The organism is Streptomyces iakyrus (assembly GCF_000717055.1).
In the GTDB taxonomy this organism is placed as follows: Bacteria; Actinomycetota; Actinomycetes; order Streptomycetales; family Streptomycetaceae; genus Streptomyces; species Streptomyces iakyrus.
On sequence record NZ_JNXI01000016.1, the window covers coordinates 315,746 to 333,746 of the forward strand.

General features: G+C 73.2%; 15 protein-coding genes, 2 pseudogenes and 1 riboswitch. Of the genes and pseudogenes, 10 read left to right on the forward strand and 7 right to left on the reverse strand.

What is annotated here, in order from left to right; translation table 11 throughout:
- The first annotated feature begins 65 nt into the window (after nt 1-65).
- Nucleotides 66-1,448: a decaprenylphosphoryl-beta-D-ribose oxidase gene (gene dprE1, locus OO68_RS26110; protein WP_033311456.1), complete on the forward strand. Its 1,383-nt coding sequence runs from the start codon at nt 66-68 to the stop codon at nt 1,446-1,448.
- A gap of 22 nt (nt 1,449-1,470) precedes the next feature.
- Nucleotides 1,471-2,226, forward strand: a complete 756-nt coding sequence (dprE2, locus tag OO68_RS26115) for a decaprenylphospho-beta-D-erythro-pentofuranosid-2-ulose 2-reductase (protein ID WP_033311457.1) — start codon at nt 1,471-1,473, stop codon at nt 2,224-2,226.
- 13 nt (nt 2,227-2,239) lie between these two features.
- Here dprE2 and OO68_RS26120 read toward each other — a convergent pair whose 3' ends face one another.
- Together OO68_RS26120 and trpS are read right to left on the reverse strand one after the other, a co-directional pair.
- Nucleotides 2,240-2,818, reverse strand: a complete 579-nt coding sequence (locus OO68_RS26120; RefSeq protein WP_033311458.1) for a 2'-5' RNA ligase family protein — start codon at nt 2,816-2,818, stop codon at nt 2,240-2,242.
- 139 nt (nt 2,819-2,957) lie between these two features.
- Nucleotides 2,958-3,971 (reverse strand): tryptophan--tRNA ligase, encoded by a 1,014-nt coding sequence (trpS, locus tag OO68_RS26125; RefSeq protein ID WP_033311646.1) that lies wholly within the window; start codon nt 3,969-3,971, stop codon nt 2,958-2,960.
- 244 nt (nt 3,972-4,215) lie between these two features.
- On the opposite strand from trpS, the gene OO68_RS26130 reads away from it, so the two are divergent.
- A complete protein-coding gene (locus OO68_RS26130; protein WP_078625455.1) occupies nt 4,216-4,911 on the forward strand; it encodes a hypothetical protein in 696 nt (231 codons plus the stop codon).
- Nucleotides 4,912-4,924: 13 nt separating this feature from the next.
- On the opposite strand, the gene OO68_RS26135 is transcribed toward OO68_RS26130, so the two are convergent.
- The 3 genes from OO68_RS26135 to OO68_RS26145 form a co-directional block, all read right to left on the reverse strand.
- The gene (locus tag OO68_RS26135; protein ID WP_078625456.1) at nt 4,925-6,424 is read right to left on the reverse strand and encodes a glycine hydroxymethyltransferase; all 1,500 of its coding nucleotides are present in this window, start codon (nt 6,422-6,424) and stop codon (nt 4,925-4,927) included.
- Nucleotides 6,406-6,492: riboswitch (ZMP/ZTP riboswitch) on the reverse strand. It overlaps the preceding gene by 19 nt.
- A 121-nt stretch (nt 6,493-6,613) precedes the next feature.
- Nucleotides 6,614-7,795 (reverse strand): glutathionylspermidine synthase family protein, encoded by a 1,182-nt coding sequence (locus OO68_RS26140; RefSeq protein ID WP_033311461.1) that lies wholly within the window; start codon nt 7,793-7,795, stop codon nt 6,614-6,616.
- 15 nt (nt 7,796-7,810) lie between these two features.
- Complete coding sequence (locus OO68_RS26145; RefSeq protein ID WP_033311463.1) at nt 7,811-8,164, reverse strand: hypothetical protein; 354 nt, start codon at nt 8,162-8,164, stop codon at nt 7,811-7,813.
- 124 nt (nt 8,165-8,288) lie between these two features.
- Between OO68_RS26145 and OO68_RS26150 the strand changes: the two genes are divergently transcribed.
- The 5 genes and pseudogenes from OO68_RS26150 to OO68_RS26165 all read left to right on the forward strand — a co-directional run bounded on the left by OO68_RS26150 (nt 8,289) and on the right by OO68_RS26165 (nt 14,215).
- Nucleotides 8,289-9,134, forward strand: a complete 846-nt coding sequence (locus OO68_RS26150; RefSeq protein WP_033311464.1) for a DMT family protein — start codon at nt 8,289-8,291, stop codon at nt 9,132-9,134.
- Between the two features lie 128 nt (nt 9,135-9,262).
- A pseudogene (locus OO68_RS47790) lies at nt 9,263-9,618 on the forward strand (putative antibiotic biosynthesis monooxygenase); the annotation flags it as partial.
- Between the two features lie 39 nt (nt 9,619-9,657).
- The gene (gene pabB / locus OO68_RS47795) at nt 9,658-12,906 is read left to right on the forward strand and encodes an aminodeoxychorismate synthase component I (RefSeq protein ID WP_245237160.1); all 3,249 of its coding nucleotides are present in this window, start codon (nt 9,658-9,660) and stop codon (nt 12,904-12,906) included.
- Between the two features lie 74 nt (nt 12,907-12,980).
- Nucleotides 12,981-13,399 (forward strand): annotated as a pseudogene (locus OO68_RS42440) (FAD-dependent monooxygenase); the annotation flags it as partial.
- Nucleotides 13,400-13,411: 12 nt separating this feature from the next.
- Nucleotides 13,412-14,215, forward strand: a complete 804-nt coding sequence (locus OO68_RS26165; protein ID WP_403550231.1) for an aminotransferase class IV — start codon at nt 13,412-13,414, stop codon at nt 14,213-14,215.
- Nucleotides 14,216-14,274: 59 nt separating this feature from the next.
- On the opposite strand, the gene pdxR is transcribed toward OO68_RS26165, so the two are convergent.
- Complete coding sequence (pdxR, locus tag OO68_RS26170; RefSeq protein WP_033311466.1) at nt 14,275-15,663, reverse strand: MocR-like pyridoxine biosynthesis transcription factor PdxR; 1,389 nt, start codon at nt 15,661-15,663, stop codon at nt 14,275-14,277.
- A 47-nt stretch (nt 15,664-15,710) separates the two neighbouring features.
- On the opposite strand from pdxR, the gene OO68_RS26175 reads away from it, so the two are divergent.
- Both OO68_RS26175 and OO68_RS26180 read left to right on the forward strand, forming a co-directional pair.
- A complete protein-coding gene (locus OO68_RS26175) occupies nt 15,711-16,220 on the forward strand; it encodes a carboxymuconolactone decarboxylase family protein (protein ID WP_033311468.1) in 510 nt (169 codons plus the stop codon).
- Between the two features lie 100 nt (nt 16,221-16,320).
- A complete protein-coding gene (locus OO68_RS26180; protein ID WP_033311470.1) occupies nt 16,321-17,040 on the forward strand; it encodes an isocitrate lyase/PEP mutase family protein in 720 nt (239 codons plus the stop codon).
- A 3-nt stretch (nt 17,041-17,043) separates the two neighbouring features.
- On the opposite strand, the gene OO68_RS26185 is transcribed toward OO68_RS26180, so the two are convergent.
- Nucleotides 17,044-18,000 carry an ABC transporter substrate-binding protein gene (locus tag OO68_RS26185; RefSeq protein WP_033311471.1) on the reverse strand — a complete coding sequence of 319 codons (957 nt, stop codon included), beginning with the start codon at nt 17,998-18,000 and terminating at the stop codon, nt 17,044-17,046.
- Between the last annotated feature and the right edge of the window lies 1 nt (nt 18,001).

Consider the following 18,001-nt stretch of genomic DNA (forward strand, 5'->3'; position numbering starts at 1 on the left):
CATTTCGGGGAGGGTTGCCATGTTCTCGAACTTATCGCTCACAGCAGGGCGATACGGTCACAAGCATGTCTGCCGAGACCGATTTCGACCCGGACGTCATGGGCATGGACCACACCACCGTCACGGGCTGGGGCCGCACCGCTCCCACCGCCGCATGGGTGGTCCGCCCACGGTCGTACGAGGAGGCCGCGGCGGCCGTCCGGGACTGCGGGGCCCGCGGCGGGATCCCCCGGGGCCTGGGGCGGGCGTACGGGGACGCTGCGCAGAACGCGGGCGGGTCCGTGCTCGACATGACGGCGCTGGACCGGGTGCACGCCATCGACGCCGACGGCGGCACCGTGCTGTGCGACGCGGGCGTCTCCCTGCACCGGCTGATGGAGGTGCTGCTGCCGCTCGGCTGGTTCGTGCCGGTCACCCCCGGCACCCGGTACGTCACCGTGGGCGGGGCGATCGGCGCCGACATCCACGGCAAGAACCACCACGTCTCGGGCTCCTTCGCGCGGCACGTGCTCGCCCTCGAACTGCTCACCGCGGACGGCGAGATCCGCACGGTGATCCCCGGCACGCCGCTCTTCGACGCGACGGCCGGCGGCATGGGCCTGACCGGCGTGATCCTCACCGCGACGATCCGGCTCCAGCCGGTCGAGACCTCGCTGATGTCGGTCGACACCGAGCGGGCGACGGACCTCGACGACCTGATGGCCCGGCTCGCGGCCACCGACCACCGCTACCGCTACTCGGTCGCCTGGATCGACCTGCTGGCCCGGGGCGCCGCCACCGGCCGCGCGGTCCTCACCCGCGGCGACCACGCACCCCTGGACGCGCTCCCGGCCCGCCTGCGCCGTGAGCCGCTGGCCTTCCGCACCCCCCGCCTCCCGGCCACCCCCGCGATCCTCCCCGAGGGGCTGCTGAGCCGGACGACCGTGGGCCTGTTCAACGAGCTGTGGTACCGCAAGGCCCCCCGCACCCGGACCGGCCGGCTCCAGCGGATCTCGGGCTTCTTCCACCCGCTGGACGGCGTGCCCCACTGGAACCGCGTCTATGGCCGGGGCGGCTTCGTGCAGTACCAGTTCGTCGTCGGCTACGGCCACGAGGACGCCCTGCGCCGCATCGTGCGCCGCATCTCCGAACGCCGCTGCCCGTCCTTCCTGGCCGTCCTCAAGCGTTTCGGGGAGTCCGACCCGGGCTGGCTGTCGTTCCCCGTGCCGGGCTGGACGCTGGCCCTGGACATCCCGGCGGGACTGCCCGGCCTCGGCGCGTTCCTCGACGAACTGGACGAGGAGGTCGCCGCCGCCGGCGGGCGCGTCTACCTCGCCAAGGACGCCCGGCTGCGCCCGGAGCTGCTCGCGGCCATGTACCCGCGCCTCGACGACTTCCGCGAACTGCGCGCCCGGCTGGACCCGCGCGGGGTGTTCGTGTCCGATCTGGCCCGCCGCCTCAGTCTCTGAGCAACCTCTAGGAGCTGCTGTCATGAAGGACGCCTTCGGCCTCCCCCAGTCCCTGCTCGTCCTCGGCGGTACGTCCGAGATCGCGCTGGCGACCGCCCGCCGGCTGATCGCCCGCCGCACCCGCACCGTCTGGCTGGCCGGCCGCCCCTCCCCCGCCCTGGAGGAGGCCGCCGGACAGCTGCGCGGGCTCGGGGCCGACGTGCACACCGTCGCCTTCGACGCCCTCGACCCGGGCTCCCACGAGGCCGTGCTCGGCAAGGTCTTCGCCGAGGGCGACGTCGACATGGTGCTGCTCGCCTTCGGGCTGCTCGGCGACCAGGCCCGTGACGAGCGGGAGCCGGAGGCGGCGGTGCGGGTCGCGCAGACCAACTACACAGGCGCGGTCTCGGCCGGGCTGGTGTGCGCCCGCTCGCTCCAGTCCCAGGGTCACGGCTCGCTCGTCGTGATGTCCTCCGTCGCGGGCGAGCGGGCCCGCCGCGCGAACTTCATCTACGGCTCCAGCAAGGCCGGCCTCGACGCGTTCGCGCAGGGCCTGGGCGACGCGCTGCACGGCACGGGTGTGCACGTCATGGTCGTACGCCCCGGCTTCGTCCGGACGCGGATGACCGCCGGTCTGCCCGAGGCGCCGCTCGCGACCACACCCGAGGCGGTCGCGTCGGCCGTGGAGCTGGGGCTGCGGCGCCGCTCGGAGACGGTGTGGGTGCCGGGGACGCTGCGCGTGGTGATGGCGGCGCTGCGGCACCTGCCGCGCGGGGTGTTCCGGCGGCTGCCGGTCTGACCCCGCGGGCGGGTCAGCGGATGGGCACGGAGCCGCGCTCCACCCGCCCGGCCTGCGGGGGGACCACCGAGCCGCCGAAGGGGAACTCGCGGAGCTTGCGCCAGACGCCGTCGGCGCCCTGCTCGTAGAGGGCGAAGCCGGTGCAGGGCCACTCGGCCTCGTAGCCGGCGAGTTCCTCGAAGGCGCGGTCCATGGCCGCGTCGTCGATGCCGTGCGCCACGGTGACGTGCGGGTGGTACGGGAACTGCAGTTCGCGGTTGACCGGCCCGGCGGGGTCGCGGACCTGCTGCTGGAGCAGCGTGCAGGCCTCGGCGCCCGCGACGACCTGGACGAACACCACCGGCGACAGGGGCCGGAAGGTGCCGGTGCCGGACAGCCGCATGGGGAAGGCGCGGCCGGCGGCGGCGACCTCGGCCAGATGCGCCTCGACGGCCGGCAGGGACGCCTCGTCGATCTCTGTCGGCGGCAGCAGGGTGACGTGCGTGGGGATGCCGTGAGCGGCGGCGTCGCCGAAGCCCGCGCGCAGCTGCTGGAGCTCGCTGCCGTGAGGCTCCGGGACCGCGATCGAGACACCGATCGTTACGGTCCCCACGTCGTCTCCTGTCGTGTCAGTGTGGCCGCTGATACGACCACCCGGTTATCGACTGTACGGCCACGACCGGGTTACGGGCAGGCGCAACCGGAGTGATGTACAGCGCTGTTCGGTGGTACGGCTGTGTGCGGGGGCGGGTTCAGTGCTTGGCGGGCAGGAAGCCGACCCTGTCGTACGCCTGCGCGAGGGTCTCCGCGGCGACCGCGCGGGCCTTCTCGGCGCCCTTGGCCAGGATCGAGTCGAGCGTCTCGGGGTCGTCCAGGTACTGCTGGGTGCGCTCCCGGAACGGCGTCACGAAGTCGACCATGATCTCGGCGAGGTCCGTCTTGAGCGCGCCGTACATCTTGCCGGTGTACTTCTCCTCCAGCTCGGCGATGCTCTCGCCGGTGAGGGTCGAGTAGATCGTGAGCAGGTTGCTGACGCCCGGCTTGTTCTCGGCGTCGTAGCGGATCACCGTGTCGGTGTCGGTGACGGCGCTCTTGACCTTCTTGGCCGTGGCCTTGGGCTCGTCGAGGAGGTTGATGAGGCCCTTCGGCGTGGACGCCGACTTGCTCATCTTGATCGACGGGTCCTGGAGGTCGTAGATCTTCGCCGTCTCCTTGAGGATGTACGGCTTCGGCAGCGTGAAGGTCTCGCCGAAGCGGCCGTTGAAGCGCGTGGCGAGGTCGCGGGTGAGCTCGATGTGCTGGCGCTGGTCCTCGCCGACCGGGACCTCGTGGGCCTGGTAGAGCAGGATGTCCGCGACCTGGAGGATCGGGTACGTGAACAGGCCGACCGAGGCGCGCTCGGCGCCCTGCTTGGCGGACTTGTCCTTGAACTGCGTCATCCGGCCTGCCTCGCCGAAGCCGGTGAGGCAGTTCATGATCCAGGCGAGCTGGGCGTGCTCGGGGACGTGGCTCTGCACGAAGAGCGTGCAGCGGTCCGGGTCGAGCCCCGCGGCGAGGAGCTGGGCCGCGGCCAGGCGCGTGTTCGCGCGCAGGTCCTTCGGGTCCTGCGGGATGGTGATCGCGTGCAGGTCGACGACCATGTAGAACGCGTCGTGGGTCTCCTGGAGGGCCACCCACTGGCGGACGGCGCCGAGGTAGTTGCCGAGGTGGAACGAGCCGGCGGTGGGCTGGATCCCGGAGAGCACGCGAGGTCGGTCAGAGGCCATGCACACCATTCTCTCAGGTCCCGGGGGCCGATCCGGAACGGGCCGGAAACAGACGGGATCCCGTTCGGCTCCGGCGGTGTAACAAGGGGTGAGGCGCGGGACCGCCCCCGGGGCGGGCTCACGGTGGGGCCGATGCGGAGGGGGACCGGTGCGGGCACGAGGCGGGGCGGGGAGACGCCGGGGCCGAGTGAGTTCGGCTGCGTTGCGGGGCCGGACGGGTCCGGCCGCGTTGCGCGGACGGGTGGTGCGGTGGGGGCTGGTGGTGTGCGTGGCGGCCGTTCTGGCGGGGGGTGGGACGGTCACGACCGCCACTGCCGTCCCGGCGCGCGGACGGGACGTTCCCGACGTGGCGATGGTCGTCGCGGGCGGGACGGGGCGGACCGCGGCGGTGCGCTCGGGGCAGCGCGACTTCGCCCGGCTGTGGCAGCTGCTGGAGCCCACGCACACGGGGACGGAGCGGGTCCCGGACGACTGGGCGGAGGGGAGCTTCCCGCAGGTGCGGCTCACGGTGCTCTGGGGGCTGTCCGGGGTCGGCGGGTGGCCGGGCACGAACCGGCCGCCGGGCGGGGACGTGGCCGTCGAGCGGCAGGACCAGCTGGTGGTGGCCGCGGACGGCACGCCCTGGGTGCGCTCCGATCCCCGTCCCACCGTGGAGGACGACGACATCCGGTGGCACAGGGCGCCGCGGTCCGTCTTCGAGCGGTTCGACCTGGCCCGGCTGCTCGGCGACGCGGAGGGCGGGCCCGTCGCGAGCACGGCCGCCGCCGCGGACCCGGACGGTCCGCTGCGGGACGGCGTCCGGTGGGCGGCGACCGCAGGGGCACTGGGGCTCGCCGCCGGTGCGGGCGGCACGCTGCTGATACGCCGCGCGGCGGCCCGGCGGGAAGCCGGACCGCCGCGGGAGGAGCCGCGTCAGGTGCTGATCGACCTGGACGAGTGACGGACCCGGGGCGTCAGCCCAGGTCGATCTCCGGGTACAGCGGGAAACCGGCCACGAGGTCGGTGGCGCGGCGGGAGATCTCGTCGGCGACCTTGCCGTCGAGCACGTGGGCCGCCTTGGAGGGGGCGCCCGACTTGGTCGTGCCCGGCTCCGCGGTGGTGAGGACGCGGTCGATGAGGCCGGCGACCTCGTCCATCTCGGCGGTGCCCAGGCCGCGCGTGGTCAGCGCGGGCGTGCCGATGCGGATGCCGGAGGTGTACCAGGCGCCGTTGGGGTCGGCGGGGATGGCGTTGCGGTTGGTGACGATGCCCGACTCCAGCAGGGCGGCCTCGGCCTGGCGGCCGGTGAGGCCGTAGGAGGAGGCGACGTCGATCAGGTTCAGGTGGTTGTCCGTGCCGCCGGTCACCAGGGTCGCGCCGCGGCGCATCAGGCCTTCGGCGAGGGCGCGGGAGTTGTCGACGATGCGCTGGGCGTAGTCGCGGAAGGACTCCTGGCGGGCCTCGGCGAGGGCGACGGCCTTGGCGGCCATGACGTGCGGGAGCGGGCCGCCGAGGACCATCGGGCAGCCGCGGTCGACCTGGTCCTTCAGCGAGTCGTCGCACAGGACCATGCCGCCGCGCGGGCCGCGCAGCGACTTGTGGGTGGTGGTCGTGACGATCTGGGCGTGCGGGACCGGGTCGAAGTCGCCGGTGAGGACCTTGCCCGCGACCAGACCGGCGAAGTGCGCCATGTCGACCATGAGCGTCGCGCCGACCTCGTCGGCGATCTCCCGCATGATCCGGAAGTTCACCAGACGGGGGTAGGCCGAGTAGCCGGCGACGATGATCAGCGGCTTGAACTCGCGGGCGGAGGTGCGCAGCGCCTCGTAGTCGATGAGGCCCGTGGCGGGGTCGGTGCCGTAGGAGCGCTGGTCGAACATCTTGCCGGAGATGTTCGGGCGGAAGCCGTGGGTGAGGTGGCCGCCGGCGTCCAGGGACATGCCGAGCATGCGCTGGTTGCCGAAGGCCTGGCGCAGCTCGGCCCAGTCGGCGTCGGTCAGGTCGTTGATCTGGCGGGCGCCGGTCTTCTCCAGGAAGGGCACCTCGACGCGGGCGCCGAGGACGGCCCAGAAGGCGACCAGGTTGGCGTCGATGCCGGAGTGCGGCTGGACGTAGGCGTGACGGGCGCCGAAGAGCTCCTTGGCGTGCTCGGCGGCGAGGGACTCGACGGTGTCGACGTTGCGGCAGCCGGCGTAGAAGCGGCGGCCGATGGTGCCCTCGGCGTACTTGTCGCTGAACCAGTTGCCCATCGCCAGCAGCGTGGCCGGGGAGGCGTAGTTCTCCGACGCGATCAGCTTGAGCATCTCGCGCTGGTCGGCGACCTCCTGGCCGATGGCGTCCGCCACGCGGGGTTCGACGGCGCGGATCACGTCGAGGGCTGCGCGGTAGGCGGTGGAAGCGGTGGAGAGGGGCTCGGCTGACATGGTGGACCTCCGGACGTTGCGTTCAGCGTTCACGGTACGGCCCAGGCGCACGGCTCTCTCTGCACGGGCCGCTCCCCGATGGTTGGTCCCATCCCAGCGCGCCAGTCACGGCCCGGGGATCAGCCTACCGGGCGGGCCCGGGGAGCGTCTGCCGGGTTGGTGAGCGTTGCCGAGTGCGGGCGCGTCGTGGCTTGTCGCGCAGTTCCCCGCGCCCCTGGGTACGTTCCCCCTGAGCTCCGTTTACAAGATCACGTGTGGCAGGAAGCGGGCGTACTCGTCGGTGATCAGGCCCGACGACTCCCGGATGCCCAGGCCCGCCGACTCGTTCTCCACCACCCAGGCGCCCAGGACCACGCGGTTGCCGTCGAAGTCGGGGAGGGGGGCCAGCTGCTGGTAGACGCAGGGTTCGTCGCGGAGGGCGGGGGCGGTGCCCGGGTCGTGGATCGTGACGCCGGCGCCTTCCCGGCCCAGCAGGGGCTTGGCCACCCAGCCCTCGGCGGTCAGGTCGCGGGGGCCGTCCAGGTACGCGGGGAGGAGGTTCGGGTGGCCGGGGTAGAGCTCCCAGAGGATCGCCAGGAGCGCCTTGTTGCTGAGGAGCATCTTCCAGGCCGGCTCGATCCACAGGGTGGAGCCGGTGCCGCCGCCGTTGTCGAGGGTGTCCAGGACATGGTCGGCGAAGCGGTCGGTGGTGAGCCATTCCCAGGGGTAGAGCTTGAAGACGCTGCGGATGAACCGCAGGCGCTGGTCGACAAAGCGGCCGGAGAGGCGGTCCCAGCCGATCTCCTCCATGGAGATCCAGTCGGTCGCGAGGCCGGCCTGCTCGGCGGTCTCCTTGAGGTAGGCGACGGTCATCATGTCCTCGCCGAGTTCGTCGGCGGAGGAGTACGCGAAGTACAGGGGGCTGCCCGGCGGGAGGAGGGCGGCCTGCTTCTTCCAGGCGTCGATGAGGCGCTCGTGCAGGGAGTTCCACTGGTCGGCGCCGGGGAAACGGTCCTCCATCCAGAACCACTGGGGGGACGCGGCCTCGACCAGTGAGGTGGGGGTGTCGGCGTTGTACTCCAGGAGCTTGGCCGGACCGGTGCCGTCGTAGCGGAGGTCGAAGCGGCCGTAGACGGAGGGGAGTTCGGCGCGGCGGTGCCAGGCCTCGGCGACCCTGCGGGCGACGCGGGGGTCGGTGATGCCCAGGTCGGCGAAGCGGTCCTCGGTGACGATGTGGCCGGCCGCCGCCAGGCACATGCGGTGGAGGTCCTCGACCACCTCTTCGAGGGCCTCGATCTCCTCCAGGGAGAAGACGTAGTGCGCGCTCTCGTCCCAGTAGGGGCGCAGGGAGTCGTCGGGGTAGCGGGTCAGGGGGTAGATCAGCCCCTGTTCCTCGACGGTCTGCTGCCAGCCGGGGCGGGGCTCCATGGTGCGGCGTTCCATCGCCGGGCCCGCCCGTCAGCCGCCGCCGCTGCCGGAGCCGGAGCAGCCGAAGCCGCCCCGGTCGACGGCCTCGTCGCGGCTGAAGGTGCCGTCGTCGGCCCAGCCGCCGCTGACGTCGGCGTCGTAGTACCAGTCGGCGTCGGAGACCTTGGTCGTGCCGGTCTTCTTGCGGCCCTTCCCGGAGGAGGACGTGCCGGACGAGCAGTTCTTGTCGGCGACGATCTTGTAGCCGTTGATGTAGTCGTAGCTGTCCCGGTCCACACAGCGGCGGTCGGGGTCGGAGCCGCACGCGGACAGGGCCGCCGCGAGGACGCCCATGCCGCCCAGCACCACCGTGCTCGAACGCAACCGTCGCCGTGTTTCAGCCATGTGCGTATCTCCCCGCATCTCCCCGTGTGCACTGACAGACGGTCAGCCTAGAGATCGGTGTGAACGGCCGCGCATGGCCCCCTGCCCCCGGGCGCTCCCCTACTGTCGATTTGTGATCTTTGGAATGGTGTGCGCCCTCGGTGCGGCGGTCTGCTTCGGTACGGCGACCGTGTTGCAGGCGATCGCCGCGCGGTCGGCGGCGGCGACCGGGCCGGGCGGGGACGTGGCACTGCTGTGGCGGGCACTGCGGCAGTGGCGGTACCTCGCCGGGCTCGCGCTGGACGGGCTCGGGTTCGTGCTGCAGATCCTCGCGCTGCGGTCGGTGCCGATCTACGCCGTGGGGGCGGCGCTGGCGGCGAGCCTCGCGGTGACGGCCGTGGTCGCGGCGCGGCTGCTCAAGGTGCGGCTGAGCCGCGTCGAGTGGGCGGCGGTGGCGGTGGTGTGCGCCGGGCTCGCACTGCTGGGGCTGGCCTCCGGGGCGGAGGGTGACGAGGAGGGGCCGGGCTGGCTGCCGTGGGCGATGCTCGGGGCGGCGGCCGGGGTGCTGCTGCTCGGGGCGGTGGCCGGGCGGCTGCCTGAGCGGGGGCGGGCGCTGACGCTCGGGCTGGGGGCGGGGCTCGGGTTCGGCGTGGTGGAGGTGTCGGTGCGGTTGATCGACGGATTCTCGGCCGGCGAGCTGTTCCCCAACCCGGCGACGTACGCGCTGCTGCTCGGCGGCGGGGCGGCGTTCCTGCTGCTGACCTCGGCCCTGCAACGCGGGTCGGTGACCACGGCGACGGCCGGTCTGGTGCTCGGGGAGACGGTCGCGCCCGCGCTGATCGGCGTGGTGTGGCTCGGGGACCGTACGCGGCCGGGGCTGGGGTGGCTGGCGGTCGCCGGTTTCGCGGTGGCGGTGGCCGGGGCGCTGGCGTTGTCGCGGTTCGGGGAGGCGCCGGTGGAGGCGGAGGAGAGCGCGGTCACGCCGAGTTGAGCGGATGCGCTTTCCGGCCTGCGGGGATTCTTCATCTTCGGGGTGACCTCCGGGGCGTCCTTCGGAGAACCGGAAAATTCCTTGTTTGAATCTTGAACGCGCGGTGAGCGCTTTCCGTATGGGACGGCGTGACCAGTAATCCCGTCACGGTCACCGTGGCCTGTCGCGTGACGCCGGGCCGTGCAGCCGACTTCCACTCGCAAGGGTGGGCGATGCTGGGCGCGACCGCGCGGCAGCCGGGATTCATGAGGGGGTGGCGAAACTGTGGTTCGTGAATATGAGCGCGGTTTTCCCGCCGGTGCTCCTGTTCAATCTGACGGTGCTTCCCTATCTCGGTGACCTCAATGCACTGTTTCGCACGCTGTTGTTGTGTCTGTGTGTAACGGCCCTTGTCACCTGGATTCTCATGCCGCGGCTTCAGCGTTTCTTCCGGAAATGGCTGTACCCGTCGCTCCAGGCACTGCGCGGGCGGCACAAACGCCGGGCCGTACAGGCCCGCGAACGAACAGAGGGAGGTGGGCGGGTGAAGACCCTGCTCATCGACAATTACGACGCGTACACGTACAACCTGTTCCAGCTGCTCGCCGAGGTCAACGGCGAGGAGCCGGTGGTCGTCCGGAACGACGCTCCCGTCGACGGTCTTCCCGATCTCCGGGCGTTCGACAACCTGGTGGTGTCCCCCGGGCCCGGGCATCCGGGCGAGGCGCGTGATGTCGGTATCGGCGGCAGGCTGCTCGCGACCTCCCCGGTTCCGGTGCTCGGTGTGTGTCTGGGGCATCAGGGGATCGCGCTCGGGGAGGCCGGGCTGGTGGGGCCCGCTCCGGAGCCGCGGCACGGGCATCTTTCCACGATCCGGCATGACGGCCGGGACCTGTTCCACGGTCTGCCGCAGCACTTCACCGCCGTCCGCTACCACTCGCTGGCCGTGCGCGAGCCGTTGCCGGAGTCACTGGAGGCCACGGCCTGGGCGGAGGACGGCGTCCTGATGGGGCTCCGGCACCGCAGCCGGCCGCTGTGGGGGGTGCAGTTCCACCCGGAGTCGGTCCTCACGGAGTACGGCCACCGCATCCTCGTGAACTTCCGCAACCTCACCGCCGAGCGGGCGGGCAAGCTGCGCACGAAGAACACGGCCGTGCCCTCGCACGAGCAGGTCCGGCGGCGGGTCGTCGTCCCCGAGTGCGACGCGGGGGCCCGGCGCCCTGTGGGGGGCCTCCTCGGCCTCGGCGGCCTGCGTCGCCCGGTGGCCGCGGCCGTCTTCCAGGTCGCCGCCGTCACGCAGGCGAGGGCGAACGCGCTTGGCGGCTCCGGGGCGACGGGCCTCGGCGAGACCACGCCGCCGAGCCGGCCGACTCCGTCGGCGGGGGTGGGGCTCCGCACCGAGTCCGTGGCGGAAGCCCCGGTTGCACCTACGCCCGGCGGGGCCGCCACGGCGCCGGGGCCGGGGGCCGGCTGCGAGGCTGTCGCATCCGTCCCGGGCGCGGGAGTCGGGCCACGCCCCGAGTCCGTGGCATCCGCCCCGCAGGCCGGGAGGCCCGTCGGCGCGGCGCCAGGGGCAGCCCCTGAGGCTGTCGCACCCGACCCGGCTGCGGGAGTCGGGCAACGCCCCGAGTCCGTGGCGTCCGCCAGGCTTGCCGGGACACCCGTCGGCGCGGCGCCTGGGGCAGGCGGCGGGGCTGTCGCACCCGACCCGGCTGCGGGAGTCGGGCCACGCCCCGAGTCCGTGGCATCCGCCCCGCAGGCCGGGAGGCCCGGCGCGGCGACAGGGGCAGCCCCTGAGGCTGTCGCACCCGACCCGGCTACGGAAGTCGGGCAACGCCCCGAATCCGTGGCGTCCGCCAGGCTTGCCGGGACACCCGTCGGCGCGGCGCCGGGGGCAGGCTGCGAGGCTGTCGCACCCGACCCGGCTACGGGAGTCGGGCCACGCCCCGAGTCCGTGGCATCCACCCCGCAGGCCGGGACGCCCGTCGGCGCGGCGTCGGGGGCAGGAACCAAGTCCCTGGCATCCGCCCCGGATGCGGTGGTGCAAGGCCGGGGCGTCCCGGCTGCGGGGGGCGGACCTCGGTCCGAGGCCGGCTCTTCCAGCCCGACTGCTCCGGTGCCCGGTGCGGGCGTCCCGGCTACGACGGTGCCCGGTGAAGGTGCGGCGCCCAGTGGGGCCGCAGTGGTCCCGGGGCAGGGGTCCCCGGCCACGGGCGGGTCCGCCGTACCGGCCGCCCGGGGGCGGAAGGTCGTACCGGACTCCGTCGCCATCCCCCGGCCCCGTCGGCCCGATCGGGTCGGGTACCGGCTGCACACCCGGAGGGTCAGCGGTGCCGTCGACGCCGAGGCGGTCTTCAGCCGGATGTTCGCGGGCTCGCCGCGGAGCTTCTGGCTGGACAGTTCGCTGGTCGAGCCGGGGCGGTCGCGGTTCTCGTTCCTCGGGGACGACCAGGGGCCGCTCGCCGAGTTCGTGCGGTACGACGTCGGTGCCGGGCGGTGTGAGATCGAGCGGGCGGGTCGGCCCCTGCGGCGGGTGAGGGCGAGTGTCTTCGACTATCTCAAGCGGCAGTTGACCAACCGCCGGGTGGACGCGACCGGGCTGCCGTTCGACTTCACCGGCGGCTACGTGGGCTACTTCGGCTACGAGATGAAGGCCGACTGCGGGTCGGCCAACCGGCACCGCTCCCCCACCCCGGACGCCGCGTGGCTGTTCGCCGACCGGGTGATCGCGGTGGACCACGAGGAGGGCTTCACCTACGCCGTGTGCCTGGCGGAGGACACCCCGCCGGCCGCGCGGGAGGCCGCCGACTGGCTGGAGGGCGTGCTGGCCGGCCTCTCCTGCGTGGCGACGGAACGCCCGCCGCTGCCCGGACCGCCGGAGCCGGCCGACCCCGGCGCGGCCGAGGCCTGGCTGGTGCGGGACCGCGCCACGTACCTCGCGGACATCGAGGCGTGCCGGCAGGCACTGCGGTCCGGCACCAGCTACGAGGTCTGCCTGACGAACGCCGCCCGGCTGCCCGCCCCGCCCGACCCGCTGGAGTTCTACCGGACGCTGCGCCGCGACAACCCGGCCCCGTACGCGGCGTTCCTGAGGTTCGGGGAGCTGGAGGTGGCCGGTTCCTCGCCCGAGCGGTTCCTGCGGATCGGCCGGGACGGCACCGCCGAGGCCCGGCCCATCAAGGGCACCGCGCCCCGGGGCCAGGCGCCGGAGGAGGACGCCCGGCTGCGGGACGCGCTCGCCTCGGACGCCAAGACCCGGGCCGAGAACCTGATGATCGTGGACCTGCTCCGCAACGACCTCGGGCAGGTCTGCCGGACCGGGACCGTGCGGGTCTCCAAGCTGATGGCCACGGAGACCTACGCCACCGTGCACCAGCTGGTCTCCACCGTGCAGGGCAGACTGCGGGACGGCACGGACGCGGTGGACTGCGTGCGGGCCTGCTTCCCGGGCGGGTCGATGACCGGCGCGCCGAAGCTGCGCACGCTGGAGATCATCGACACGCTGGAGACCGAGGCCCGGGGCGTCTACTCCGGTGCCCTCGGCTACTTCGGCTGCGGTGGCGGTGCGGACCTGAGCATCGTGATCCGGACCGCCGTCCTCGCCGACGGCCTGATGCACCTGGGTGCGGGCAGCGCGATCGTGCTCGGCTCCGATCCGGACGCCGAGTACGAGGAGATGCTGCTGAAGACGGCGGCCCCGATGCGCGCCCTCCACCGGCACACGGCCGACCGGATGCGGCAGGAGGGCCCGCCGGGGCAGCGGGCCGGTGCGACGGGGGAGGTCGGACGATGACCGGTCCGCAGGTCGTACTGGGCCCGGCGGAGGCCGAGGCGCCCGGGAATCTCACGGCCCACCTGGCGGAACTCGCCGAGCGGCTCCTGTGGGCGCCGACGTCCCGCTTCCCGCGCAAGGTGGCCGCCTCGTTCACCGATCCGCACCGGCGGGTGCTGCTGGCGGGTGAGGCGGCCACCTCTTCCCGCCGTTCGGGGCGCGCGGCCTGAACAGCGGGATCGCGGACGCGGCGACCGCCGCCGGGGCGATCGCCGCCGGGACCGCGGAGGCGGTCGAGCACTTCGCGGAGGTGCGGCGCGCGGCGGGCCTGTTCAACATGGCCGCCGCCGGCACGGCCCTGGATCATCTGCGGCCGCAGCGCCGGATCGTCCGGGTCAGGCAGCGGGCCGCAGCGGCCCTGGCGCCGGTGCTGCCATGGTGTGGATCCTGGCTGGAGCACGCGCCGTACGGACCCCGGCACGGGGCGCCCGCCGTCGCGGGCCGCAGGTACTGAGGAGAGGAGCCCATGGTGACAACACCTGCGGTGGCGGAAGGCCTGTGGGCCTGGACGCCCGGCCGTGGCCTGGTCCCGGCCCCGGAGCGGACGGCCGGGGGGCGGCTGCTCGTCGCGGACTCCTGGCTGCTGCGCGAGGGCCGGGTGCGGGCCTACGACCGGCACCGGGAGCGGTTCTCGCGGTCCTGCGGTGACTGCGGCGGACCGGAACCGCGCCGGCTCACGGCGTTCTGGCAGGACGTGACCGCCGCCCTGCCGAGAACCGGGGAGTGGTTCCCCCGGGTGGAACTCGCGGCCGGGTCCCTGGAGCTGCGGCTGCTGCTGAGGCCCGCTCCACCACTGGGTACGGGGGTACGCCTGTGGGCGGCGGGCCAGTCCGATCCGCGGACGGTGCCCCGGCGCAAGGGCCCGGACCTGGACACCCTCGCCCGGGTGCGCCGCCGGGCCACGGGCGAGGGCGCGGAGGAGGCGGTGCTGATCGCCCGCTCGGGCACGGTCCTGGAGTCGGCCACGGCCGGTGTCCTGTGGTGGGAGGACGACACCCTGTGTCTGCCCCCGCCGCGGCTGCCCGTCCTGCCGAGTGTGACGGCCGGGCTGGTGCAGGAGCGGGCGCTGCGCTCCGGGCTGCGGATCGCGCACCGCGAGCGGACCGTGGCGGAGCTGGACGGCCGTGAGGTGTGGCTGGTGAACGCGCTGCACGGGATCCGGCCCGTGACGGGCTGGGTCGGACGGCCGATGCGGGTGCCGCCGACGGAACGGGCCGGGGAATGGCGGACATGGCTGGACAGCCTCTTGGAGCCCCTGCCGGCCGACTGAAACGGAGAATGGGCTGACCGTATCCGCCGGACGACATTTCCGAGGGTGAGTTCGGGCGATTATCCGGGCAGTACCGCGGACAGCGCGTCCAGCGCCCCCGACCAGGCGTGGTCCGGCGGCGTGCCGTAGCCGACGACCAGGGCGTCGACGGGATCGGCCCGCGCGGCGGGGTGGGTGTAGCGGGCGAGTCCGTGGAGGGCGAGGCCCCGCCAGTTCGCCGCCTGGACCACCGACTGCTCGGTGCCCGGGGGCAGGCGCAACAGGACGTGCAGACCGGCCGCGATGCCGGTGACGCGGGCCTCGGGGGCCCGGGCCGTGACGGCGGCGACCAGGGCGTCCCGGCGGCGCCGGTAGCGCAGGCGGGTCGCGCGCACGTGCCGGTCGTAGGCGCCGGAGGTGAGGAACTCGGCCAGGGTCAGCTGGTCCAGCACCCCGCAGGTGTCGACGCCGCCCTTCGCCGCCGCGACCTCGTCGGCGAGGCCCTGCGGCAGCACCATCCAGGCCAGCCGCAGCCCGGGCGCGAGGGACTTGCTCGCGGTGCCCAGATGGACCACCCGGTCGGGGTCCAGGCCCTGGAGCGCGCCGACGGGCTGCCGGTCGTAGCGGAACTCCCCGTCGTAGTCGTCCTCCAGCACCAGACCGCCGGTGCGCCGGGCCCAGTCCACGACGGCCGTGCGGCGGTCGCGGTGCAGGGGCACGCCCATGGGGAACTGGTGGGCGGGGGTGAGCAGCAGGGCGTCGGCTCCGGACAGGGCTCCCGGGTCGGTGCCCAGCCGGTCGAAGGGCAGCGGGGCGGTGTCCAGTCCTGAGCCGGCCAGGATCCTCCAGTGCACGTCGAGACCGTACGACTCGACGGCTACCGTCCGTGCTCCGCGCGCCCGCAGGACCGTGCCGAGCAGCTTCAGGCCGTGCGCGAACCCGGCGCACACCACGATGTGGTCGGGGCCGGTGCGGACGCCCCGGGCCCGGGAGAGGTACGCGGCGAGCGCGGCCCGCAGCTCGGGGCGGCCGCGGGGGTCGCCGTAGTCGAGCGCGTGGTGCGGGGCGGCGGTGAGGGCGCGGCGGGCGGCCTTGAGCCATGCCGTGCGCGGGAAGGAGGCGAGGTCGGGGCTGCCGGGGCGCAGGTCGTAGGCCGGGCGGGCGGGTGCGCGGGGGTGGGGTGCCGTGCCGGACGGCGGGACGACCTCGCGCGCGGCGACGCGGGTGCCCGAGCCCTGCCGGGCGGTGAGCCAGCCCTCGGCGACCAGGTCGGCGTAGGCGTCGGCGACGGTGTTGCGGGCGATGCCCAGGTCGGCGGCGAGCGCGCGGGAGGAGGGCAGCCGGGTGCCCGGGGCCAGCCGCCCGGAGCGCACCGCCTCGCGCAGGGCGTCGGTCAGCCCCCGGCGCAGGCCCGGCCCGGTCGGCTCCACGTGCAGGTCGATGCCCAGAGTGGCCCAGGGTTCCGCCATGGAAATGGACCATACTCCTGGGCTGCTTCCCTCCTAGGGTCGAGGGCATGACGACGCACACCGACACCCCGACGACCGTGGAGTACACCCCCGAGCAGCCCGCCCGCCTGGAGTGGGCCAAGCACGCGCCCGAGGTCTACAAGGCGATGGTCCGGCTGGAGACCGCCGCCCGGAAGGGCCTCGACCACAAGCTGTACGAGCTGGTGAAGATCCGCGCCTCCCAGATCAACCACTGCGCGTTCTGCATCGACATGCACACCAAGGACGCCCTGGCGGCGGGCGAGAGCGTCGAGCGGATCGTGCAGCTGAGCGCCTGGGACGAGTCGCGGCATTTCTACACCGCGAAGGAGGTCGCCGCGCTGGAGCTGACGGAGGCGGTGACGGTCCTCACGGACGGTTTCGTGCCGGACGAGGTCTACGACAACGCCGCGAAGCACTTCGAGGAGGCCGAGCTGGCGCAGGTCATCGCCGCGATCACGGTGATCAACGCCTGGAACCGGTTCGGGGTGACCTGCCGGATGGCGCCGGGTCACTACCAGCCCGGCCAGTACAAGTGACGGCTCGGACGCGGCTGTATCTGATCGGGCTGGTCGTCGCCATCAACAACTGGAACCGGGTGATGGTCGGCCGCCGGATCCCGCCTGGGGGGTATACGCCGTGAGCAAAGTGGAGGTTTTCCGCGCCCTGCATCATCACCGGGCGCCCGGTGACCCGTTGGTCCTGCCCGGGCCGTGGGACGCGGCCAGTGCGCGGGTGTTCGCCGAGGCGGGGTTCCCCGCGCTCGCCACGCCCAGCGCCGGGGTCGCCTCCTCGCTCGGGTACGAGGACGGGCAGGTCCCGGCCGACGAGATGTTCGCCGCGGTCGCCCGGATCGTCCGGGCCGTCGACGTGCCCGTGTCGGCGGACGTGGAGGGCGGTTACGGGCTCGCCCCGAAGGACCTCGTGGAGCGGCTGCTGGAGGTGGGGGCGGTCGGCTGCAACCTGGAGGACTCCGCAGACGGGGTGCTGAAGGACCCCCGGGCGCACGCCGCTTGGCTGGCCGAGGTGCGCGAGGCGGCCGGTGACCGGCTGTTCGTCAACGCCCGCATCGACACCTTCTCCCGCGGGGTCGACGATCCCGGCCCGGCCATCGAGCGGGCCGCGCTGTACGTCGCCGCCGGAGCCGACTGCGTGTACCCGATCGGGGCCCCGCCGGAGATCCTGCCGCTGCTGCGGGCCGGCATCCAGGGGCCGATCAACGTGGGAGCCCCGGTCGACGGTGGCCCCTCACCCGCCGAACTCGGCGCGCGAGGGGCCACCCGGATCACCTTCGGTCCCGGACTCCAGCGGCGGGCCGCCCGGGCCCTGCGGGAGATCGCCGACCTGTTGGTGCGGTGAACGTCAGGACAGCCACTTCTTCCACGTGGACTTGTGGCTGTCCACCCACTTCTTCGCCGCGTCCTCCGGCGTCATCTTCTGGTCGGCGATCATCAGGGAGACCTCGTTCTGGTCCTCCGTCGTCCACTTGAACTTCTTCAGGAAGGCCGCCGCCTTGCCGCCGCTCTTGGCGAAGTCCGCGTTGAGGTACTTCTGCAGCGGCGTGTGCGGGTAGGCGCAGGCGACCTTCTCCGGGTCGGCGTCGCAGCCCTCCTTGTACGGCGGCAGCTTCACCTCGGTCATCGGGACCTTCTTGAAGAGCCACTGCGGGGAGTACCAGTAGGTGAGGAAGGGCTTCTTCTCCTTGGCGAACTGTTTCATCTGCGTGATCTGCGCGGCCTCGGACCCGGCGAACACGACCTGGTAGTCCAGCTTCAGGTTCTTCACCAGCGCCTTGTCGTTGGTGACGTAGGACGGCGAACCGTCCATCAGCTGGCCCTTGCTGCCGCTCTCCGGGGTGCGGAACTGGTCGGCGTACTTGTTGAGGTTCTTCCAGTTCGTGATGTCCGGGTGCTTCTTGGCGAAGTACGTCGGGACGAACCAGCCGATGTGGCCGGTGACGCCGAGTTCGCCGCCGGGCGCGATCGTCTTCTTGTCCTTGACGTACCGCTGCTCCTGCTCCGGGTGTCCCCAGTCCTCCAGGAGGGCGTCGACGCGGCCCTGGCTGAGGGCGTCCCAGGCGGGCACCTCGTCGACCTGGACGGTGTCGACGCGGTAGCCCAGCTCGTGCTCCAGGATGTACTGGGCGACGGCCACGTTGGACTGCGCGCCCACCCAGGACTGCACGGACAGGGTCACCGTCTTGGAGCCCTGCGCGTTGGCAAAGGGCGAGGCCTGCTTGGTCATGTCGGCGGCACCGCAGCCGGTGAGCAGCGCCAGGGAGCTCACCGCGGCGACCGCGGCGGTCGTACGGATCCGCATG